Source organism: Pseudomonas sp. HD6422 (assembly GCF_025377065.1).
GTDB lineage: Bacteria > Pseudomonadota > Gammaproteobacteria > Pseudomonadales > Pseudomonadaceae > Aquipseudomonas > Aquipseudomonas putida_U.
The window spans coordinates 26,205-44,757 of the sequence record NZ_JAHWIW010000033.1; the positions used below are offsets into that span (position 1 = coordinate 26,205).

The 18,553-nt window shown below is 63.5% G+C and carries 20 protein-coding genes; 9 read left to right on the top strand and 11 right to left on the bottom strand.

The window, feature by feature from the left end; translation table 11 throughout:
* Positions 1-272: 272 nt before the first annotated feature.
* Positions 273-965 (bottom strand): pseudouridine synthase, encoded by a 693-nt coding sequence (locus KY379_RS21555; RefSeq protein WP_133332043.1) that lies wholly within the window; start codon positions 963-965, stop codon positions 273-275.
* Positions 966-996: 31 nt separating this feature from the next.
* Positions 997-1,218, bottom strand: coding sequence for a cysteine-rich CWC family protein (locus KY379_RS21560; RefSeq protein ID WP_133332044.1), 222 nt, complete (start codon positions 1,216-1,218; stop codon positions 997-999).
* Positions 1,219-1,358: 140 nt separating this feature from the next.
* Between KY379_RS21560 and KY379_RS21565 the strand changes: the two genes are divergently transcribed.
* A complete protein-coding gene (locus KY379_RS21565; RefSeq protein WP_261241476.1) occupies positions 1,359-1,805 on the top strand; it encodes a hypothetical protein in 447 nt (148 codons plus the stop codon).
* A gap of 9 nt (positions 1,806-1,814) precedes the next feature.
* Here the strand turns inward: KY379_RS21565 and KY379_RS21570 are convergent, their stop codons facing one another.
* Positions 1,815-2,921 carry an enoyl-CoA hydratase/isomerase family protein gene (locus KY379_RS21570; protein ID WP_261241477.1) on the bottom strand — a complete coding sequence of 369 codons (1,107 nt, stop codon included), beginning with the start codon at positions 2,919-2,921 and terminating at the stop codon, positions 1,815-1,817.
* Positions 2,922-3,047: 126 nt separating this feature from the next.
* On the opposite strand from KY379_RS21570, the gene ung reads away from it, so the two are divergent.
* Entirely contained in the window at positions 3,048-3,740 is a 693-nt protein-coding gene (gene ung, locus KY379_RS21575; protein ID WP_133332047.1) for a uracil-DNA glycosylase, read from the top strand.
* Positions 3,741-3,849: 109 nt separating this feature from the next.
* Here ung and KY379_RS21580 read toward each other — a convergent pair whose 3' ends face one another.
* From KY379_RS21580 to KY379_RS21600, 5 genes are all read right to left on the bottom strand, one after another.
* Positions 3,850-4,881: an AbrB family transcriptional regulator gene (locus KY379_RS21580; protein WP_133332048.1), complete on the bottom strand. Its 1,032-nt coding sequence runs from the start codon at positions 4,879-4,881 to the stop codon at positions 3,850-3,852.
* On the bottom strand, positions 4,874-6,388 hold the full coding sequence (locus KY379_RS21585; RefSeq protein ID WP_261241478.1) for a tripartite tricarboxylate transporter permease: 1,515 nt from the start codon (positions 6,386-6,388) through the stop codon (positions 4,874-4,876). The genes KY379_RS21580 and KY379_RS21585 overlap by 8 nt, the downstream gene beginning before the upstream one ends.
* 3 nt (positions 6,389-6,391) lie before the next feature.
* A complete protein-coding gene (locus KY379_RS21590; protein ID WP_261241479.1) occupies positions 6,392-6,850 on the bottom strand; it encodes a tripartite tricarboxylate transporter TctB family protein in 459 nt (152 codons plus the stop codon).
* 146 nt (positions 6,851-6,996) lie between these two features.
* The gene (locus tag KY379_RS21595) at positions 6,997-7,977 is read right to left on the bottom strand and encodes a Bug family tripartite tricarboxylate transporter substrate binding protein (protein WP_133332051.1); all 981 of its coding nucleotides are present in this window, start codon (positions 7,975-7,977) and stop codon (positions 6,997-6,999) included.
* A gap of 34 nt (positions 7,978-8,011) precedes the next feature.
* Entirely contained in the window at positions 8,012-9,301 is a 1,290-nt protein-coding gene (locus KY379_RS21600) for an OprD family porin (protein WP_261241480.1), read from the bottom strand.
* A 199-nt stretch (positions 9,302-9,500) separates the two neighbouring features.
* Between KY379_RS21600 and KY379_RS21605 the strand changes: the two genes are divergently transcribed.
* The gene (locus KY379_RS21605; protein WP_133332053.1) at positions 9,501-10,172 is read left to right on the top strand and encodes a response regulator; all 672 of its coding nucleotides are present in this window, start codon (positions 9,501-9,503) and stop codon (positions 10,170-10,172) included.
* A complete protein-coding gene (locus KY379_RS21610) occupies positions 10,165-11,544 on the top strand; it encodes a sensor histidine kinase (protein WP_261241481.1) in 1,380 nt (459 codons plus the stop codon). Before KY379_RS21605 ends, KY379_RS21610 begins: the two co-directional genes overlap by 8 nt.
* Before the next feature lie 43 nt (positions 11,545-11,587).
* On the opposite strand, the gene KY379_RS21615 is transcribed toward KY379_RS21610, so the two are convergent.
* A complete protein-coding gene (locus KY379_RS21615) occupies positions 11,588-12,394 on the bottom strand; it encodes an HDOD domain-containing protein (protein WP_133332055.1) in 807 nt (268 codons plus the stop codon).
* Between the two features lie 55 nt (positions 12,395-12,449).
* Positions 12,450-13,397: a YgfZ/GcvT domain-containing protein gene (locus KY379_RS21620; RefSeq protein WP_133332056.1), complete on the bottom strand. Its 948-nt coding sequence runs from the start codon at positions 13,395-13,397 to the stop codon at positions 12,450-12,452.
* A 135-nt stretch (positions 13,398-13,532) separates the two neighbouring features.
* On the opposite strand from KY379_RS21620, the gene KY379_RS21625 reads away from it, so the two are divergent.
* Both KY379_RS21625 and KY379_RS21630 read left to right on the top strand, forming a co-directional pair.
* Positions 13,533-13,787, top strand: a complete 255-nt coding sequence (locus KY379_RS21625; protein WP_133332057.1) for a succinate dehydrogenase assembly factor 2 — start codon at positions 13,533-13,535, stop codon at positions 13,785-13,787.
* Entirely contained in the window at positions 13,771-14,229 is a 459-nt protein-coding gene (locus tag KY379_RS21630) for a protein YgfX (protein WP_133332058.1), read from the top strand. Before KY379_RS21625 ends, KY379_RS21630 begins: the two co-directional genes overlap by 17 nt.
* On the opposite strand, the gene nadB is transcribed toward KY379_RS21630, so the two are convergent.
* The gene (gene nadB, locus KY379_RS21635; RefSeq protein ID WP_261241482.1) at positions 14,216-15,820 is read right to left on the bottom strand and encodes an L-aspartate oxidase; all 1,605 of its coding nucleotides are present in this window, start codon (positions 15,818-15,820) and stop codon (positions 14,216-14,218) included. The genes KY379_RS21630 and nadB overlap by 14 nt on opposite strands.
* Positions 15,821-16,256: 436 nt before the next feature.
* Here nadB and rpoE point away from each other — a divergent pair, with 436 nt between their 5' ends.
* Genes rpoE through KY379_RS21650 form a run of 3 tightly spaced genes read left to right on the top strand, consistent with a single transcriptional unit; the run spans position 16,257 to position 18,444 of the window.
* A complete protein-coding gene (gene rpoE / locus KY379_RS21640; RefSeq protein ID WP_003252049.1) occupies positions 16,257-16,838 on the top strand; it encodes an RNA polymerase sigma factor RpoE in 582 nt (193 codons plus the stop codon).
* 31 nt (positions 16,839-16,869) lie between these two features.
* The gene (locus KY379_RS21645; RefSeq protein ID WP_133332060.1) at positions 16,870-17,460 is read left to right on the top strand and encodes a sigma-E factor negative regulatory protein; all 591 of its coding nucleotides are present in this window, start codon (positions 16,870-16,872) and stop codon (positions 17,458-17,460) included.
* A 12-nt stretch (positions 17,461-17,472) separates the two neighbouring features.
* Positions 17,473-18,444 carry a MucB/RseB C-terminal domain-containing protein gene (locus KY379_RS21650; protein ID WP_261241483.1) on the top strand — a complete coding sequence of 324 codons (972 nt, stop codon included), beginning with the start codon at positions 17,473-17,475 and terminating at the stop codon, positions 18,442-18,444.
* Positions 18,445-18,553 lie beyond the last annotated feature (109 nt).

The window sequence follows — 18,553 nt, forward strand, 5'->3', positions numbered from 1 at the left end:
TTCGCCTGAAGCTAACCGGGGGCCCTGTGTCGATCCATGGCAAACGGTTCGACGGTATTGTTATAGGCGGGCAATCTGCCGTGCCCCAAGGCATCGGGGTCTTGGGTGGCCGGCAAAAAGGCGTCTTGGACTGCGGGGCTGACCAGGTGGTCACATGCAGACCGACGAATTAGGAGTCAAGCAGCGAGGCGGTGATCCTGCAAGGTCCGCATGAGCAGAAATGTGACCTGAGCCGCTGGGCGGTCGTATGACGTCCGGACAGTGTCCAGTCTTCACACCGAGGCGATTTCCTCAGCGCTCAGCGCCCGGAACTCCCCTGGCGCCAGCGTGGGGTCGAGACGGATGGTGCCCATGCTTTCCCGGTGCAGCCCGACCACCTTGTTGTCGAAGAAGCCGAACATGCGCTTGACCTGGTGATAGCGCCCTTCGACGATGCCCAGGCGAGCCCTGCGCGGACCGAGGATGTCCAGGCTGGCGGGCTGGGTGGTGAGGTTTTCGAACGCGAAGTACAGCCCTTGCTGGAAGGTGGCAGCGTAGTGCGCGCCGATCTCGTCCTCGGTCTCGACCAGGTAGTGTTTGGGCAGCTTGGTCTGCGGCTGGGTCAGGCGCCGTGACCATTGGCCGTCGTTGGTCAGAATCAGCAGGCCGGTGGTGTTGTAGTCCAGACGCCCGGCGATGTGCAGGCCTTCGCGTAGAGCCACGGGCAACAGGTCGAGGACGGTAGGGTGCTGCGGGTCCTGGGTGGCACTGACACAGCCGGCCGGTTTGTGCAGCATCAGGTAGCGCGCCGGACGCCCGACCTGGATCACCTGCTCATCCACCTCGACGCGGCTGAATTCGCGGACCTCGGCCTGTGGGTCGACCACCACCTCACCGCCCAGGCGTACGCGCCGCTGGGCGAGCAGCAGGCGGACCTGCTGGCGGTTATAGCAGGGCAGATTGGCGAGGAAGCGGTCAAGGCGCATGGTTGGGAGGGTATCGATTGGGGAACGCAGTCTATCGTGTCGACGCTGTGGAGGATGCGGGTAATTGCAACTCGACCGCAGCGCAGGCAGGGCAGAGGCAGGCACGGTCGCGCAGTTCGTCGGGAAGGGCCTGCAACACGGCCGGGTCGATGCTGACCGAGAAGCACCAGCAAGGCTGCGTGGCGGTCCGCGGATCGGCCAGGGTGCAGCGATTGGGGGCGCCGCAGGCGGGGCAGCGCTGAGGGTCGTTCACGTCAAAGCTACCTGTTTCAAATTATTGCACAAAGGGCACTGCACCTAGGTTCAGCGGTCTTAATCATTGCCGATGAGCGTCTGCTCGCCGGCGCTCGCCAACGCCGTTGGCCGGGCATCTTAGCGGTCCAGGAGGCCGCCATGTCCTATCGAATTCTGCTGCTCGCTCTGTTGGGCCTGATGACTTCCGCTTGCGCACCCTATTACGGCGACGGCGGTTATTATCGCTCGGATACCTACTACAGCGGTGGCTATGTGAACCCCGGTTACTACCGCTATGACCGCTACTATGTAGCACCGCAGCCCCGGTACTACTACCAGCCGGTGCCTCGCTATTACCGACCGGCCCCTGCGCCGCATCATTATCAGGGTTACCCGCGACCGGGAGTGAATCAATGGCATGGCAATCCACGCAACGATTATGGCCATCGCCAGCGTCATGACTACGGTCGGGATCGCGACCGCCACGACTATCGAAACGACAGCCAGCGTTATCAGAACGATCGCTGGTATTCCAGCGGCCGTGGCGAGCGCGAGCGCCGGCCGGACGGCATGCGTGGCGAGCGCAATCGTAACTGGCAGCGTTGAGAGCCTGCACTAGCCAAGGTCAGCCAATGGATGGCGACCCTCCCAGGCCTTGGCGAAGTGCGCTTCGACCACCGCTGTCGGCACCTGCGACACATCGGGCCAGTGCCAGCGCGGCAGATTGTCCTTGTCGATCAGACGGGCGCGCACTCCTTCGCTGAACTCCGGGTGACGGCAGCAGTTCAGGCTCAAGCCGTACTCCATCTGGAACACCTGTGGCAATGACAAATGGCGAGCTCGCCTGATCTGCTCCCAGACCAGGTGCGCGGTCAATGGGCAGCCCTCGTGCAGGCGCTGGCCAGCTTCGGCCAGCAGTGGGTCGGGGTGATGTTTGAGGTTTTCCAGTGCACGCCAGGCCGATGCGGCATCGGCCACATCCAGCACCTCATCGATCACTTGCCTGCGGAGCAACCATTGAGCCGCTGGCAGTTCGGCGCTAGCGCGATGCTGCTCGGCCTTGAGCAGACTGTTCAACTGCAGGGCCGTCTGTTCCTGCCAGTTCAGTTGCAGCAACTCCTCGATCAGGGCGTCCTGCTGCTGTTCCCCCAGGAAGCGGTCGGCCAGGTCCAGGTCCAGGGCGTCCCGGGCGTTGATCGGTGCACCGGTCAGGCCGAGGAACAAGCCGACTTTGCCGGGCAATCGAGCAAGGAACCAACTGGCGCCGACATCCGGGTACAGGCCGATACTGATCTCCGGCATCGCCAACCGGCTACTGGGCGTCACGATGCGCAACGAGGCACCCTGCAAAAGCCCCATGCCTCCACCGAGTACATGTCCGTGCCCCCAGCACAGCAGGGGTTTGGGATAGGTGTGCAGGGCGTAGTCGAGGCGGTATTCAGCGGCGAAGAAACTGGCAGCCAGCGGCGGCACGCTGCCGGGGTGGTCGCGACAGGCCTGGGCCAGGGCGCGGACGTCGCCGCCGGCGCAGAATGCCTTGGCGCCGCTGCCACGCAATAGCACACAGACGACGCCGGGGTCGTGGGCCCAGCTGTGCAACTGCTCGCCGAGTCGTTCGATCATCGGCAGATTCAAGGCGTTGAGCGCCTTGGGCGCATCCAGGGTGGCGATACCGAGCCTGGCGCCATCGACGCCGGTGAGTACCTCGCAGTGAATGGACATGAACTACCTCGCGCAAGTCATCTATCCAGTATGGCTTGCCACGCCGATCATGCCGGTCGTCGGTCGGATCGATTGACAGCCGTGGCCGGGTTACCTAGTGTCGCGCCATTGTTTACGGATGGCGCCATGACTGACGACGATCGCATCAAACTCGAACCCAGCTGGAAGGCCGCCCTGCGTGCCGAGTTCGACCAGCCCTACATGCAGCAGTTGCGCGAGTTCCTGCGCCAGGAGCACGCCGCCGGTAAAGAGATCTACCCGCCAGGGCCGCTGATCTTCAACGCACTCAACTCCACGCCGTTGCCTGAGGTTAAGGTAGTGATTCTCGGCCAGGACCCCTATCACGGTCCCGGCCAGGCCCATGGCCTGTGCTTCTCGGTGCAGCCGGGTGTCCCTGCACCGCCTTCGTTGGTGAACATCTACAAGGAGCTGCAGCGTGACCTGAACATTCCCATCCCCAACCATGGCTGCCTGCAAAGCTGGGCCGACCAGGGCGTGCTGCTGCTCAACACGACCATGACCGTCGAGCGCGCCAATGCTGCGTCGCATGCGAAAAAGGGCTGGGAGTTCTTCACCGATCGGATCATCCAGGTGGTCAGCGAGCAATGCCCGAACGTGGTGTTCCTGCTGTGGGGGGCACATGCCCAAAGCAAACAGAAGCTGATCGATGGCACCAGGCACTTGGTACTCAAGTCGGTGCACCCTTCGCCGCTGTCGGCCTATCGTGGGTTCCTCGGCTGTGGACATTTCAGCCGGGCCAATGGGTTTCTCGAGCAGCGGGGCTTGGCGCCGATCAATTGGGCGTTGCCGGCGTTGTAGTTCGCGGTGGCCTTTTCGCGGGTAAACCCGCTCCCACAGGTACACCACACGCCGCAAGGACGGTGCTGTACCTGTGGGAGCGGGCTTGCCCGCGAAAAGAGCGATGCGATCAAGGCTGGCTGGCGTTCCACCACCTGAACAGCGGCTCAGCCAGAAACAGCACGAACAACAGGCGCATCACCTGCAACGCTGTCACCAGCGGCACCGACAGTTGCAGCGTCTCCGCCGTCAGGCTCATTTCGGCAATGCCTCCAGGCATCATGCCCAAGGTCAGCGAACGCAGATCGAGCGCTGTCAGTGCGCTCAACCCCCACGCCGCGGTGGCGGCAATCACCATGCACAGCAGGGTGGCGAGCAAGGTCCGGCCCAGGAATGCCGGCGCGCGACGGAAGAATGCACGGTTGAAGTGGCAGGCCAGGCCACTGCCGATCAGCCATTGCCCGAGTTGACTGGCGCCATTGGGCAGAGCGATCTGCAGGTTGCCTGCCAGGCTGACTGCTGCGGCCACCAGCAATGGCCCGAACAGCCAAGGGTTGGGCTGGCGCAGACGTTGCCAGGCAAAGCCGACCGCCACGCCCGCCGGCACGATCAAGGCTATCCAGCCCCAGTTCACGCCAGCAGAGTGATTCAGTGCCACGCCATTGCCCAATAGCAGCTTGAACAGTGCCGGCACGCAAAGCACCACGGCCAGCACTCGTAGGCTCTGGGCTGCGGCCACTTGGCTGAGCACGGCACCGTTGCGTGCGCCGAGGTTGACCATTTCTCCCGAACCACCGGGCATGCTGGCGAAGAACGCCGTGGCGCGGTCCTCGCCGCTGCGCCGCAGCAGCCATACGCTGATCACGCTGGACAGGGTGGTGAACAGTGCGCCGAAGAAGATCAGGACGAAGTGGCTGGCCACTTGTTCGATGATCGCTGGCGTGAAGTGCAGGCCGATGCCGATGCCGATGATGCATTGTCCGCATTTGCGGCCATTGGGGATTTCCGAGAGTTGCCAGGGCGTCAGGCAGCGTACCAGGATGATCGCCAGCAACGCCCCGACCATCCATGGCAAGGGCCAGCCGATCTTGCTGGCGGCAAAACCGCCAGCAAGACCGACCAGCCCGGTGGCCCAGTACAGCGGCAACGACCGGTCAGGCATCGGCCAGAGCCCGGCGCTGCTGACTGCGCTTGCGCCAGATGCGCAGCAGCGGCAGGGTCAGCATGCAGGCGGTGAGCACCCAAACCGACAGGCTGATCGGGCTGGACCAGAGAATGCCCAGTTCGCCGTTGGAGATCGACAATGCCCGGCGCAGATTCTGTTCCATCAAGCCGCCGAGGATGAAGCCGAGCAGGATCGGCGACAGCGGGAAGTCCAGTTTGCGCAGGATGTAGCCCATGATGCCGATACCGACCATCAGGAACAGGTCGAAGGTGGTGGCGTGCACGGCATAGACGCCGATCCCGGTGATGATCGCGATGACCGGCACCAGCGCCCAGTTCGGTACGGCGAGGATGCGGGTGAAGATGCGGATCATCGGAATGTTCAGGATCACCAGCATGATGTTGGCCACGAACAGCGAGGCGATCAGGCCCCAGACCAGATCCGGCTGCTGTTCGAAGAGCAGCGGGCCAGGGGTGATGTTGTACAGCGTCAGCGCACCGATCATCACCGCGGTGGTGCCCGAGCCAGGTACGCCCAGGGTCAGCATCGGCACCAGGGCGCCGCAGCAGGACGCGCCGATGGCGGTTTCCGGAGCCGCCAGACCGCGGGCGTCGCCTTTGCCGAAGTTACCGCTGGCGCCGGCGATGCGTTTCTCGGTCATGTAGGACACGGCACTGGCCAGGGTGGCTCCGGCACCGGGCAGTACGCCCATGATGAAGCCAAGCAGGCCGCAGCGGATGTTGACCACGAACACCGATGCCGCTTCCTTGAAGTTGAACAGCATGCGCCCGGTGGCCTTGACCACCTGGTGGCCATGGTGGGTCTTTTCCAGCAGCAGGAGGATTTCGCTGATCGAGAACAGGCCCAGTACCAGCACCACGAACTGGATGCCATCGGCCAGGTGCACGCTGTCACCGGTGAAGCGGTAGACGCCGCTGTTGGCGTCGATGCCGACCGCCGAGAGGAACAGGCCGATCAACGCAGCGATGAAGGTCTTCAACGGTTTGTCGCCGGCCATGCCGCCCAGGCAGACGATGGCGAATACCATCAGCACGAAGTACTCCGCCGGGCCGAAGGCAATCGCCCACTTGGCCAGCAGTGGAGCGAACAGCACCATGCCGCATGTGGCGATCAGGGCGCCGATGAACGAACTCCAGGCCGACAGCGACAGGGCCACGCCCGCCAGGCCGTTGCGGGCCATGGGGTAGCCGTCGAGGGTAGTCATCACGGTCGAGGCCTCGCCCGGGATGTTCAGCAGGATCGAGCTGATCCGCCCGCCGTATTCGCAGCCCAGGTACACCGCTGCCAGCAGAATCAAGGCCGACTCTGGCGGCAGGCCAAGGGCGAAGGCGATCGGGATCAGCAGGGCCACGCCGTTGATCGGGCCCAGGCCCGGTAGCAGGCCGACCACGGTGCCGATCAAGGTGCCGGAAAGGGCGGTGACCAGGTTATAGGGGCTCAGGGCGACGCCGAAGCCCTGGCCCAGGTAGCTCAAGGTATCCATGTGTCAGTTCTCCAGTACGCTCAGCAGACCAAGGGGCAGGGGCACGTCCATGACGTGATCGAACAGCCAGTAAAGGAACAGGCTCATGACCACCACCACCACGGAGCTGTGCAACCAACGACCGCCGTACAGGCGGGCCATCGGGATACCGATCAGGATCGCGCTGAGGATGAAGCCCAGGGCTTCGAAGGTGCCGGCGAAGACCAGCAGCAGGCCGACGCAGGTTGCGATCTTGGTCAACGTGGCGCGGTCGAGTTCGGGTTCGTCATCCTTGCGCACGATGGGCGTGGGGCGGATGGCGAGGTACAGCAGACCCAGGCTCATCAAGGCGAGCATCAGCAACGGATAGGCCCGCGGACCCACCGGTTCATAGGAAAATGCGGCCTGGTAGGGCCAGGCCATCACGGCCAGTGCGGCGCATACCGCCAGCAGGGCCAGGGCGAAGATGCGTTGCAGGATCATTGGAAAATCCTCGATTGAAGCGGCTCTCATACTTCCCTGTGGGAGCGGGCTTGCCCGCGAACATCGGCAACGCCGATGCCATGCATCGCGGTGCGTTCTTCGCGGGCAAGCCCGCTCCCACAGGGATCGTGGAAGGACTCGGCGGGTTACTGAACCAAGCCGAATTCCTTGGCCAGTGCCTTGTACGCAACCACCTGTTTCTTCACGTAGGCGTCCAGTTCCTCGCCGGTCATGGCGAACGGGAACAGCTCACGCTGGTCACGCAGCTTGGCGAAGTCTTGAGAAGCCAGCATCTTGTCGAACGAGGCCTTCCACCAGGCGTAGTCTTCGTCGCTGACCTTTGGCCCGAGGTAGAAACCGCGTACCACTGGCCAGACGATGTCGTAGCCCTGCTCCTTGGCAGTCGGGATGTCTTTCATCTCCGGCTCATCCAGGCGGTTTTCCGAGAACACCGCAAGGATGCGCATGCTGCCGCTCTGGATGTGCGGCATGGAGTCGGAGATATCGGTGGAACCGACCTGGATGTGGCCGCCGAGCAGTGCAGTGGCGATCTCGCCGCCGCCCTCCAAAGCCACATAGCGCAGGTCACGCGGATTGATGCCAGCGGCCTTGGCGATCAGCGCGGTCTGCATCCAGTCCTGGCTGCCAACGGTGCCGCCGGAACCGATCACCACCTTGCTCGGGTCCTTCTTCAGCGCTGCGACCAGGTCGTCGAGGGTCTTGTAGGGCGAGTCGCTTTTCACCGCGATGGCACCATAGCTGGTGCCGACAGCGGCCAACCATTTCACTGCATTTTCGTCGAAACGGCCGAACTTGCCTTGGGCCAGGTTCAGCAGCGAACCGCTGGACCAGGCCACCAGGGTGCCGGCATCGGCGGGGCGCTGGGCGACCACGGCGTTGTACGCCACTGCACCGACTCCGCCGGGCATGTAGGTGACGCGCATTGGCTTGCTCAGGATGTTTTCCTGCACCAGAGCGCTTTGCACCAGCTTGCAGGTCAGGTCGAAGCCACCGCCTGGCGAGGCCGGCGCGATGCATTCAGGGCGTTTCGGTTCGGCAGCGATGGCACTGCTGGCAAGCAGCAGGCAGCCAGTGGCAAGGGCGAGGCGGCGCAGTGAAAAGGTCATCGTCTATCTCCGAGGGTGTTGTTGTTATGAGGTGTTACCAGAGGGCCACGCTGTAGCTCACCAGCAGACGCACTTCGTCGGCATCGCGGGCGAAGTTCGAGCGGAATGTGGCATTGCGCAGGCGAACGGCGACGTTTTTCAGCGGGCCGCTTTGTACCACGTACTTGAGCTCGGTATCGCGTTCCCATTCCTTGCCTTCGCCGCCTGCGGCGCGACTGACGTTGTCGCCGCTGATGTAGCGGGTCATGAAGGTCAGCCCAGGAACGCCCAGGGCGGCGAAGTTGTAGTCGTAGCGCGCTTGCCAGGAGCGTTCGTCGGCACCGGCGAAGTCGTTGATCTGGACGAAGTTGACCAGGTACGGGTTGGCGCCATCGACGTAGGGAAAGGCGCTGTCGCCGGTCAGCTGCTGCCAGGCAGCGCTGACCTTATGGCCGCCCAGGGCGTAACTGAGCATGCCGTTGAACGTGGTGTTGTCGATGCGTCCGGCCTTGGCCTGCCCTGCGTCGTCGCTGAGCGCCAGACGCAGGTCGGCGCCGAAGGTGCCCGGCCCCCACGGCTGGCTGGCGACCAGACCGATGAAGTGCTGACGGTAGATGTCGTCGAGCTGGGCGAAATGGTAGCTGCCGGTGAGGCGGTCGGTGATTTGATAGTCCAGGCCGGCCAAGGACAGATTGTCGGCTGTGAAGCTCCCGCCGAAGCGGCCATTCTTGTTGTTGAGGGCGAGATCTTCCCAGTTGGTGTCGTTGCGATCCTTGGCTTTGTCCAGGCGTCCGCCGGTGAAGGTCAGACCCTTGATTTCCTGCGAGGTGAGCAGCCCACCTTCGAAGGTTTGCGGCAGGATACGCCCGTCGTTGGGCTGCAGGGTGGGCAGATCCGGTATCAGCGAGCCGATCTTGAGCTCGGTGTTGGATACCTTCACCTTGCCGGTCAGGCCAAGCTTGGAATACTCGTCGGCGGCTTTGCCGTCATCATGTACCGGCAGCAGGCCGCTGCCGGCGCGGTCTGGGCTGGAGTCGAGCTTGATGCCCAGCATGCCCAATGCATCCAGGCCGAAGCCTACGGTGCCTTCGGTGTAGCCAGACTCGAAATTGAGCATGAAACCCTGGGCCCATTCGTCGCGCTTGGATTGTTGCGCGCTGGTGCCGTCGCGAAAATCGCGGTTGAAGTACATGTTGCGGGTTTCGAAGGTGGCCGTGCTGTCTTCGAGGAAGGCTGCCTGGCTCAATGGGGCGACGCCGGCTAGCGCGAGGGCGCTGGCGAGGGCGGAAGGTCGTGTAGACAGGGAACGGCGAGGCGTGAACGCCTGCGGCTGCGATGACAGCATCGGGATGACTCCGTATTTTTGTTCTTATTCGATGCACCTTGTTGGTGCTTTTTCCGGCGCGCAGTGCGACCGTGATGCGATGCTAGGTAACGAACCTTTCACCAAGCTTTCACTGTGAAAGGATTGTTACAAGGAGCTTCACAGTGCCGATTACAGCGGTACACTCCGCGCCACCGTCCACCCGAGCAGGGAGAATCCGATGCGTGTGCTGCTGGTCGAAGACCATCTGCAACTGGCCGAAAGCGTGGCCCAGGCCCTCAAGAGCCAAGGTCTGACCGTTGATGTGCTGCATGACGGCGTGGCCGCCGACCTAGCCCTGGCCAGCGAGGACTATGCCGTGGCCGTGCTCGATGTCGGCTTGCCGCGGTTGGATGGTTTCGAAGTGCTGGCCCGTCTGCGCGGGCGCGGCAAGAACATTCCGGTGCTGATGCTCACCGCGCGCAGTGACGTCAAGGACCGGGTCCACGGCCTGAACCTGGGGGCCGACGACTACCTGGCCAAGCCCTTCGAACTGAGCGAACTCGAGGCGCGGGTCAAGGCGTTGTTGCGCCGCAGCGTGCTCGGCGGCGAGCGTCAGCAGCGCTGTGGGCCGCTGGTTTACGACCTCGACACGCGGCGTTTCAGCCTCGGTGACGAGAACCTGACCTTGACCCAGCGTGAGCAAAGCGTGCTCGAGGCTTTGATCGCCCGCCCTGGTCGGGTGATGAGCAAGGAGCAGTTGGCCGCCCAGGTGTTCGGCCTGGACGAAGAAGCCAGTCCGGACGCCATCGAGATCTATATCCATCGCCTGCGCAAGAAGCTCGACAGCCAATCGGTCGCCATCGTGACCTTCCGTGGTCTGGGTTACCTGCTCGAGCATCGCGATGCGTGATGCCGGCAGCCTGCGTGGAAGGTTACTGGGCAATCTGGCACTGCTGCTGGTCATGCTGATGCTTGCCAGTGGCCTGAGCGCCTACTGGAACGGCCGCGAAGCAGCCGATACCGCCTACGATCGCACCCTGTTGGCCTCGGCGCGGACCATCGCTGCCGGCGTCTCCCAGCGGGACGGCAGCCTGAGTGCCGATGTGCCCTACGTGGCCCTGGACACCTTCGCTTACGACAGCGCCGGGCGTATCTACTATCAGGTGCTGGACATCGATCGGCAGTTGATCTCCGGTTACGAAAACCTGCCGCCGCCGCCGCCCGGCACCCCCCGGACCGATGATTACCCGGCGCTGGCGCGGTTCTACAACGCCACTTATCAGGGCCAGGACGTCCGTGTGGTGAGCCTGCTGCGGGCAGTGAGCGAGCCGAACATGAATGGCATGGCCGAGATCCGGGTGGCTGAAACCGAAGAGGCACGTGTGCGCATGGCCCGTGGGCTGATGGCCGATACCTTGCTGCGCCTGGGCATGCTGGCGCTCACCGCGTTATTGATGGTCTGGTTCACCGTCAGTGCAGCATTGCGGCCCCTGGAGCGCTTGCGCTCGGCGGTGGAGGAGCGCCAACCCGACGACCTGCGTGCCTTGCCGGTGGTACCGGTGCAACGTGAGCTACGACCGTTGGTGGAAGCGCTGAACCACTTCACCGAGCGCCTGCGTGCGCAGTTCGAGCGCCAGGCGCAGTTCATCGCCGATGCCGCCCATGAGTTGCGCACGCCCTTGGCGGCGCTCAAAGCGCGGGTGGAGCTGGGGCTGCGCTCGGAGCAACCTGAGCAGTGGCGCCAGACCCTCGACGCCGCAGTGCAGGGTACCGACCGCTTGACCCATCTGGCCAACCAGCTGCTTTCGCTGGCACGAGTCGAGAACGGTGCGCGGGCAATCGCCGAAGGCGGCGCGCAGCGCCTGGACCTGAGCCAGCTGGCCCGCGAGCTGGGCATGGCCATGGCACCCCTGGCGTACAAGCATGGCGTGGCCTTGGCACTGGAGGCCGAGCGACCGGTGTGGCTCAAGGGCGAGCCGACCCTGCTCAACGAGCTGCTCAGCAATCTGGTGGACAACGCCTTGGCCCATACCCCAAGGGGGGGCAATGTGATCTTGCGGGTGCTGGCCCCGGCGGTGCTGGAGGTGGAGGACGATGGACCAGGAATTCCCGAGCAGGAGCGGGCGCGGGTGTTCGAGCGATTCTATCGGCGCAGCGCCCAGGGTAGCGGCCTGGGCTTGGCCATCGTGGGCGAGATCTGTCGCGCGCATTTGGCGCAGATCAGCCTGCATGATGGGGAGAAGGGCGGCTTGAAGGTGCGGGTGAGTTTCACTGCAGATTGAGTGGCAGTCTCCACCGGCCGTGACGCCGGCAAGCTTCAGGTGCCTAGCGCAACATGCTGCGGGCTTCGAGCAACTCGCCGATCTCCAGCTCGGTGCCGAACGGCAGGCCCAGGTGCCGGTAGGCCGGTAGCGCCGCCAATGGCCGGCTGCGCCCCCGCTGGCTGACGCAGCGGGCGATCTGCACGATGTCGATGTAATCCACGTGATCGGTGCGTCGGTCCAGGTCTTGGACCAGACTCGGGAGGCTGACCAGTTGCTCGGGAAACTCCCAGGACGACAGGATCTTGTCGCCCAGCACGGGCTGGATCTGTTCGATCACGTAATGCAGGCACACCGGATCAGACAGCAGCTCGTTGTGCTCTTCGGCATAGATCAGCACCGGTAGCGCACCGATCTGGTGAACCAGGCCGCCGAGGGTGGCCTGGTCGGCTTTGAGCTGAGTGTAGCGTCGGCACAGTTCATAACTGATGCCCGCCACTTCAAGGCTGTTTGCCCAGATATCCCTTAATTTCTGCTCCACGGCCGGCGAGCGGGCGTGGAAGATCTGCTCGATCACCAGGCCGATGGCCAGATTGCAGCTGTAGTTGATCCCCAGTCGGGTGATCGCCGTATGCAGGTCGGTGACTTCCACCGCGGCGCGCAGCAAGGGGCTGTTGACCACCTTGATCAGACGTGCCGAGAGCGCTGCATCACGGCCGATCACCTTGCTCAGGGCGGCCACGCTGATCTCGCTGTCTTCGGCGGCATCGCGGATGCTCAGGGCGACTTCCGGCAAGGTGGGCAGGACCAGGTCATCGTTGCTGATAGCATCGAGCAGTTGCGCTTGGACCATTTCGGCCAGCTTGTTCATGGGCTTCTCTACGGCAGTGGTGGTGCGGCCCCGTCCGTCGGGCGGGGCAGGCTGGTCAGCGTTGGATTTCCTGGTCGCGGTCCAGTTCGTAAGGCAGATTCAACAGCGTCAGGCGCGGACCGCCGAGGCTGGCCAGGTGCAGATTGTCATCGGCCACGGCCTCGGCGCTGAGCACGGCAAGCAACTCGCAGCCATGACCGGTACTGGCGGCCAGGACCACTTCGCCGACCGACGAACCGTGGGTTGGCGAGAAGATTTCCGTGCCGGCCAAAGGCACTTCCTGCTGCTCCAGAGCCAGGCGATATTGCCGGCGCTTGAGCTTGCCCAGGTACTGCATGCGGGCGACGATTTCCTGGCCGGTATAGCAGCCTTTCTTGAAGCTCACACCGTCCAGGGCCTGCAGGTTGATCATCTGCGGGATGAACAGCTCTCGGGTCGGTCCTGTGACCTGGCCAATGCCGGCGCGGATCTGGCCGAGCAACCAGTCATTGAGACTGGCCTCGGCCATGCTGGCCGCCAGGGTTTCGCCCACGGAACCTGCCTGCTCGGCGGGAACCCAGAGCTCGACACGCCCTGGCGAGACGGCCACTGCGATCAGCCCGGCGTTGCGCACCGTGGTACCGGCTGGCGCATCGGCTGGCAGCGGCACCTGCAGTGCCTGCAGCGCAGCCTGGCCACCCTGCAGGCCGAAGCGGGTCCAGGCGGCACTTTCGTCGGTCAGCGTGGCCTTGGAGAACACCGCGTACTTTTTCAGGTCGGCCATTTGCGCATCGAGCAGCTCGCTGGCCATGGCCAGCAGGTAGCCGTTGCCCTCGGGGAGGATGCGGAAGCTCGATTGCATCCGTCCCTTGACCATGCAGCGGGCACCGAGGCTGGCGTGGTCGAGGCTCAGGTAGTTGATGTTGCAGGTCAGCTGGCCCTGGAGGAACTTGCCGGCGTCCGAGCCGCGGACGGCGAGGATGCCCTCGTGGGACAGGGGGCTGTAGAAAGCGGAATCGGGCATGGGTCATCGCGGTGGCTTAAAGACTGGTGGCCATCATAGAACGCCGGTAACAAAATAGGTAGGTGACTAGACCAACGCCTTGTGCCGCTTCGTTCGCCGCTTGGTATACTGCGCGACCTATTCGAGGAGGGCCCCATGGTCGAACAAACTGAACTCAACCGGCTTTTCTGGCACAGCCGCCGCGGCATGCTGGAACTGGACGTGCTGCTGGTGCCCTTCACCCAGGAGGTCTACCCGAACCTGAGCGAAGCGGACCGGGAACTGTACCGCCGCCTGCTGACCTGCGAAGATCAGGACATGTTCGGCTGGTTCATGGAGCGTACCGAGTCCGAAGACCCGGAGCTGCAGCGCATGGTCCGTATCATCCTGGACCGTGTCCAGCCCAAGTGAAGGTTTCCAGTGCCGCTGGCAAGGCTCGCGCCTGCTGCTGACGGCCTACCTGGGCTGCCAGCTGCTGGCGTCGCTGGCCTTGTTGTCGAGCACGTTGCCTGGCTGGCTCATTCTGGTGCTTGTCTTCGCTTGTCTGGCCCACGCCTGCTGGGCCATCCCCCGCCGTATTTCGTTGACCCATCCACATGCCGCGACCGGCCTGCGCCGTGATGGGCGTGGTTGGTGGGTATTCTCCCAGGCGGGGGGCTGGCAACCCGTGCGTTTGTGCCGCGACAGCATGGCATTGCCGGGGTGGGTGGTGCTGCGTTACGTCAGGGCAGGGCAGCGTTTTGCCCAGAGCCAGTGCGTGGTCGTGGATGCCCTGGAGGCCGAGCAGCACCGGCGCCTGCGCCTGCGCCTGAAGTTCAGCCGCAGGCGTTGGGCAGGCCTTACGCCGGAGTAAGGACGGTGTCCCTGGCCTCGTCGAGCATCCCTGGATAATCCAGCGTGTAATGCAGTCCGCGGCTTTCCTTGCGCTGCATGGCCGAGCGGATCATCAGCTCCGCCACCTGCGCCAGGTTGCGCAGCTCGATCAGGTCACGACTGACCTTGTAGTTGCTGTAGAACTCGTCGATCTCATCCAGCAGCAGGCGGACCCGATGCTCGGCCCTTTGCAGGCGTTTGCTGGTGCGGACGATGCCCACGTAGTCCCACATGAAGCGCCGCAGTTCGTCCCAGTTGTGCGCGATGATCACGTCTTCGTCCGAGTCGGTCACCTGGCTGGCATCCCAGCAGGGCAGGGCCTTGGGGATCTGGACCTGCTCCAGGTTGGCCTGGATGTCGGCGGCGGCGGCGCGGCCATAGACGAAGCATTCGAGCAGCGAGTTGCTGGCCATGCGGTTGGCGCCATGCAGACCGGTGAAGCTGGTCTCGCCGATGGCGTAGAGGCCGGGCACGTCGGTGTGGCCGCGATCGTCGACCATCACACCGCCGCACGTGTAGTGCGCGGCCGGTACCACCGGGATCGGCTGGCGAGTGATATCGATACCGAAGCCCAGGCAGCGCTCGTAGACGGTGGGGAAGTGCTGCTTGATGAAATCGGCTGGCTTGTGGCTGATGTCCAGGTACACGCAATCCACGCCCAGGCGCTTCATCTCATGGTCGATGGCGCGCGCCACGATATCGCGTGGTGCCAGCTCTTCGCGGGGGTCGAAGCGCGGCATGAAGCGCTCGCCGTTGGGAAGGCGCAGCAGGGCGCCCTCGCCGCGCAGGGCTTCGGTGATCAGGAAGCTCTTGGCCTGTGGATGGTACAGGCAGGTCGGGTGGAACTGGTTGAACTCCAGGTTGGCCACCCGGCAGCCGGCGCGCCAGGCCATGGCGATGCCGTCGCCACAGGCGCCATCCGGATTGCTGGTATAGAGGTAGACCTTGGCAGCGCCGCCGGTGGCCAGCACCGTGAAGCGCGCGCCGAAAGTGTCGACCTCGCCTGTGTTGCGGTCCAGCACGTAGGCGCCCAGACAGCGCTCGCCCGGCAGGCCCAGGCGGCGCTCGGTAATCAGGTCGACGGCCACGCGTTGTTCCAGCAGCTCGATGTTGGCGCGTTGACGGGCCTTGGCCAGCAGGGTGGTGAAGATCGCCGCGCCCGTGGCATCGGCAGCGTGGATGATGCGTCGATGGCTATGACCGCCCTCGCGGGTGAGGTGGAATTCGAAACCGCCGTCGTCGACGCTGTGCCGCTCGTCCCGGGTAAAGGGCACGCCCTGCTCGATCAACCACTGGATCGCTTCGCGGCTGTGTTCGACGGTGAACCGCACCGCCTGCTCATGGCACAGGCCGCCTCCGGCATTGAGCGTATCCTCGACGTGGGACTGCACGGTGTCGCTGTCGTCGAGCACCGCGGCGACACCGCCTTGGGCCCAGAAGGTCGAGCCATTGGCCAGGTCGCCCTTGCTCAGGACCGCGATGCGCAGGTGGCTGGGAAGGTTCAGTGCCAGGCTGAGGCCGGCCGCACCGCTGCCGATCACCAGGACATCATGTTGGAATTGTTGGCTCATGTCGGGACACTAGTAATCTTTGGAAGGGGCACGGCACAATAGTCACGCGCCGATGGCAATGTGAAACTATCGTGAATACTGGCCGGGATGCCTTTATAGCAGCCCCGGGTGGCGAATTTCCATGCCGCTGGTGAGGTGTCGGCAATCTCGTGGGAACTTTCCGACACGGCGGGAAATCCTATGAAGGCTGCCCGCACGCCACCATTTTGCCAGCGGCGACGCAGGGCGGCAGCTGTATCCGGGCTGCTACCCGCGTATTCGAAACCTGATTATCGACGCCGCCGGCTCCGATCGTGCCGCGTCTTTCGTGCGAGCCGACCAAGGGCCGCAGGAAACTTGCTTGGAGGGGAGAACTTTTGCGCAAAGCCCGAGTCTATGTTTGCAAGCCTGAACGATGGCTGTTGCAACGCTCCTTCAGGTTCATTGAGGAGTGTTCATGCTAACCCAGGAAGAGGATCAGCAGCTGGTCGAGCGCGTGCAGCGCGGCGACAGGCGAGCTTTCGATCTGTTGGTGCTGAAGTATCAGCACAAGATTCTGGGGTTGATCGTGCGGTTCGTTCACGATACCCACGAGGCCCAGGATGTGGCGCAGGAAGCCTTTATCAAGGCCTACCGTGCGCTTGGCAATTTCCGCGGTGACAGCGCGTTTTATACCTGGCTGTACCGCATCGCCATCAACACGGCGAAGAACTACCTGGTGTCCCGTGGAAGACGGCCGCCAGACAGTGATGTGAGCTCTGAGGATGCGGAGTTTTACGACGGCGATCATGGTCTCAAGGATCTCGAGTCCCCAGAGCGCTCGTTGTTGCGGGATGAAATCGAAGGCACCGTCCATCGCACCATCCAGCAACTGCCCGAAGACCTGCGCACGGCGTTGACCCTGCGTGAGTTCGATGGGTTGAGTTACGAGGACATTGCCAGTGTCATGCAATGTCCGGTGGGTACCGTGCGCTCTCGAATCTTCCGCGCTCGGGAGGCCATAGACAAAGCCCTGCAACCTCTGTTGCAGGAAACCTGAGACAGCGGCGACAGCCAAGAGAGGAACCGCCATGAGTCGTGAAGCTTTGCAGGAATCGCTGTCCGCGGTAATGGATAACGAAGCGGACGAACTGGAATTACGTCGGGTGCTGAACGCCGTCGACGATGCCGAAACCCGTGCCACCTGGTCGCGTTACCAGGTCGCCCGTGCAGCCATGCACAAGGAGTTGCTGCTGCCGAAACTGGATATCGCCTCGGCGGTGTCTGCCGCACTGGCCGACGAAGCCGTGCCGGCCAAGGCCAAGAAAGGCCCGTGGCGCAGCATTGGCCGCCTGGCTGTCGCTGCCTCGGTCACCGTTGCGGTACTGGCCGGTGTGCGTATGTACAACCAGGACGAGATCACTGGTGCCGAGCTCGCCTCCCAGCAGCCAGCCCAGCAAGGCCTGAGCATGCCACAAACCCAGGGCCCCGCTGTATTGGCAGGCTATAGTGAGAGCAGTGAGCAACCGACCGGGCCGATGGCCAACGGCGTGCTGCAGAACCAGGCTGGCTGGGATCAGCGCCTGCCAGGTTACCTGCGCCAACACGCTCAGGAGTCTGCGATCAAGGGCACCGAAACCGCTCTGCCATATGCCCGCGCCGCCAGCCTGGAAAACCGCTAAATAAGGAGGACCATGCGCGCGCTACCTCTCCTGTCGCTGCTGCTAGGCAGCTGCATGACGGTGCCAGTGTTGGCGGCCAATTCTTCGCCCGAGGCGAGCGAATGGCTGAGCAAGCTGGCACAAGCCGAGCAGAATCAGAGTTATCAGGGCTCCTTCGTCTACGAACGTAATGGCAGCTTTTCTTCCCACGATATCTGGCATCGCGTCCAGGACGGCAAGGTCAGCGAGCGATTGTTGCAGCTCGATGGCGCCGCCCAGGAAGTCGTGCGCGTGGATGGCAAGGTGCAGTGCGTCAGTGGTGCGTTGGCCAGTGATCTGGCTGGCGCAGGGGCACCGGATTCGGCGCCGCGGGTACTCGATCCCCTCAAATTGATGAGCTGGTACGACCTGAGCGTGGCCGGCAAGTCACGGGTGGCCGACCGCGATGCGGTGATCGTCACCTTGACCCCGCGTGATCAACACCGCTACGGCTTCGAGTTGCACCTCGACCGTCGCACCGGGTTGCCGTTGCGCTCGTTGATGCTCAACGACAAGGGGCAATTGCTCGAGCGCTTCCAGATGACTCGTCTGGACACCGATGATGTGCCCAGTGACGATGATCTGCGTGCCAGCGCCGCCTGCAAGCCTGTGGCGCGTGCCAGCGGCTCTTCGGCGCAGGCTGTGGTTGGCTGGCGCTCGGATTGGTTGCCGCCGGGTTTCGAATTGATCGGCAGTTCAGTCCGCCGCGACAGTGAGCGTGGCACCACGGTGAGCAGCTTGATGTATGACGATGGCCTGACCCGCTTTTCGGTGTTCCTCGAGCCTATCGACGGCGATGCGGGCACCGACACGCGCACTCAGCTTGGTCCTACCTCGGCAGTGTCGCGGCATCTGAATACGCCTAAAGGCAAGGTCATGGTGACCGTGGTGGGCGAGGTGCCTCTGGGCACCGCAGAGCGAGTGGCGCTATCGATGCGTCCGCAGGACAACCAGGCGCGCCAGTAATGGCGCGCTTTTCTTTTAGCCGTGCCAACCTGTGCAAACCCTTGGCTGAAATGAAATTAAAGCATTGTCATTTGCAATCCTTCGTCAAATTTTCTATAGGTCAGACTTC

What these genes read in the sequence shown, in the direction of transcription:
- KY379_RS21555 (WP_133332043.1), bottom strand. Translation starts at nt 965, where the DNA reads ATGCGCCTTGACCGCTTCCTCGCCAATCTGCCCTGCTATAACCGCCAG.
- KY379_RS21565 (WP_261241476.1), top strand. Translation starts at nt 1,359, where the DNA reads ATGTCCTATCGAATTCTGCTGCTCGCTCTGTTGGGCCTGATGACTTCC.
- KY379_RS21570 (WP_261241477.1), bottom strand. Translation starts at nt 2,921, where the DNA reads ATGTCCATTCACTGCGAGGTACTCACCGGCGTCGATGGCGCCAGGCTC.
- ung (WP_133332047.1), top strand. Translation starts at nt 3,048, where the DNA reads ATGACTGACGACGATCGCATCAAACTCGAACCCAGCTGGAAGGCCGCC.
- KY379_RS21580 (WP_133332048.1), bottom strand. Translation starts at nt 4,881, where the DNA reads ATGCCTGACCGGTCGTTGCCGCTGTACTGGGCCACCGGGCTGGTCGGT.
- KY379_RS21585 (WP_261241478.1), bottom strand. Translation starts at nt 6,388, where the DNA reads ATGGATACCTTGAGCTACCTGGGCCAGGGCTTCGGCGTCGCCCTGAGC.
- KY379_RS21590 (WP_261241479.1), bottom strand. Translation starts at nt 6,850, where the DNA reads ATGATCCTGCAACGCATCTTCGCCCTGGCCCTGCTGGCGGTATGCGCC.
- KY379_RS21595 (WP_133332051.1), bottom strand. Translation starts at nt 7,977, where the DNA reads ATGACCTTTTCACTGCGCCGCCTCGCCCTTGCCACTGGCTGCCTGCTG.
- KY379_RS21600 (WP_261241480.1), bottom strand. Translation starts at nt 9,301, where the DNA reads ATGCTGTCATCGCAGCCGCAGGCGTTCACGCCTCGCCGTTCCCTGTCT.
- KY379_RS21605 (WP_133332053.1), top strand. Translation starts at nt 9,501, where the DNA reads ATGCGTGTGCTGCTGGTCGAAGACCATCTGCAACTGGCCGAAAGCGTG.
- KY379_RS21610 (WP_261241481.1), top strand. Translation starts at nt 10,165, where the DNA reads ATGCGTGATGCCGGCAGCCTGCGTGGAAGGTTACTGGGCAATCTGGCA.
- KY379_RS21615 (WP_133332055.1), bottom strand. Translation starts at nt 12,394, where the DNA reads ATGAACAAGCTGGCCGAAATGGTCCAAGCGCAACTGCTCGATGCTATC.
- KY379_RS21620 (WP_133332056.1), bottom strand. Translation starts at nt 13,397, where the DNA reads ATGCCCGATTCCGCTTTCTACAGCCCCCTGTCCCACGAGGGCATCCTC.
- KY379_RS21625 (WP_133332057.1), top strand. Translation starts at nt 13,533, where the DNA reads ATGGTCGAACAAACTGAACTCAACCGGCTTTTCTGGCACAGCCGCCGC.
- nadB (WP_261241482.1), bottom strand. Translation starts at nt 15,820, where the DNA reads ATGAGCCAACAATTCCAACATGATGTCCTGGTGATCGGCAGCGGTGCG.
- rpoE (WP_003252049.1), top strand. Translation starts at nt 16,257, where the DNA reads ATGCTAACCCAGGAAGAGGATCAGCAGCTGGTCGAGCGCGTGCAGCGC.
- KY379_RS21645 (WP_133332060.1), top strand. Translation starts at nt 16,870, where the DNA reads ATGAGTCGTGAAGCTTTGCAGGAATCGCTGTCCGCGGTAATGGATAAC.
- KY379_RS21650 (WP_261241483.1), top strand. Translation starts at nt 17,473, where the DNA reads ATGCGCGCGCTACCTCTCCTGTCGCTGCTGCTAGGCAGCTGCATGACG.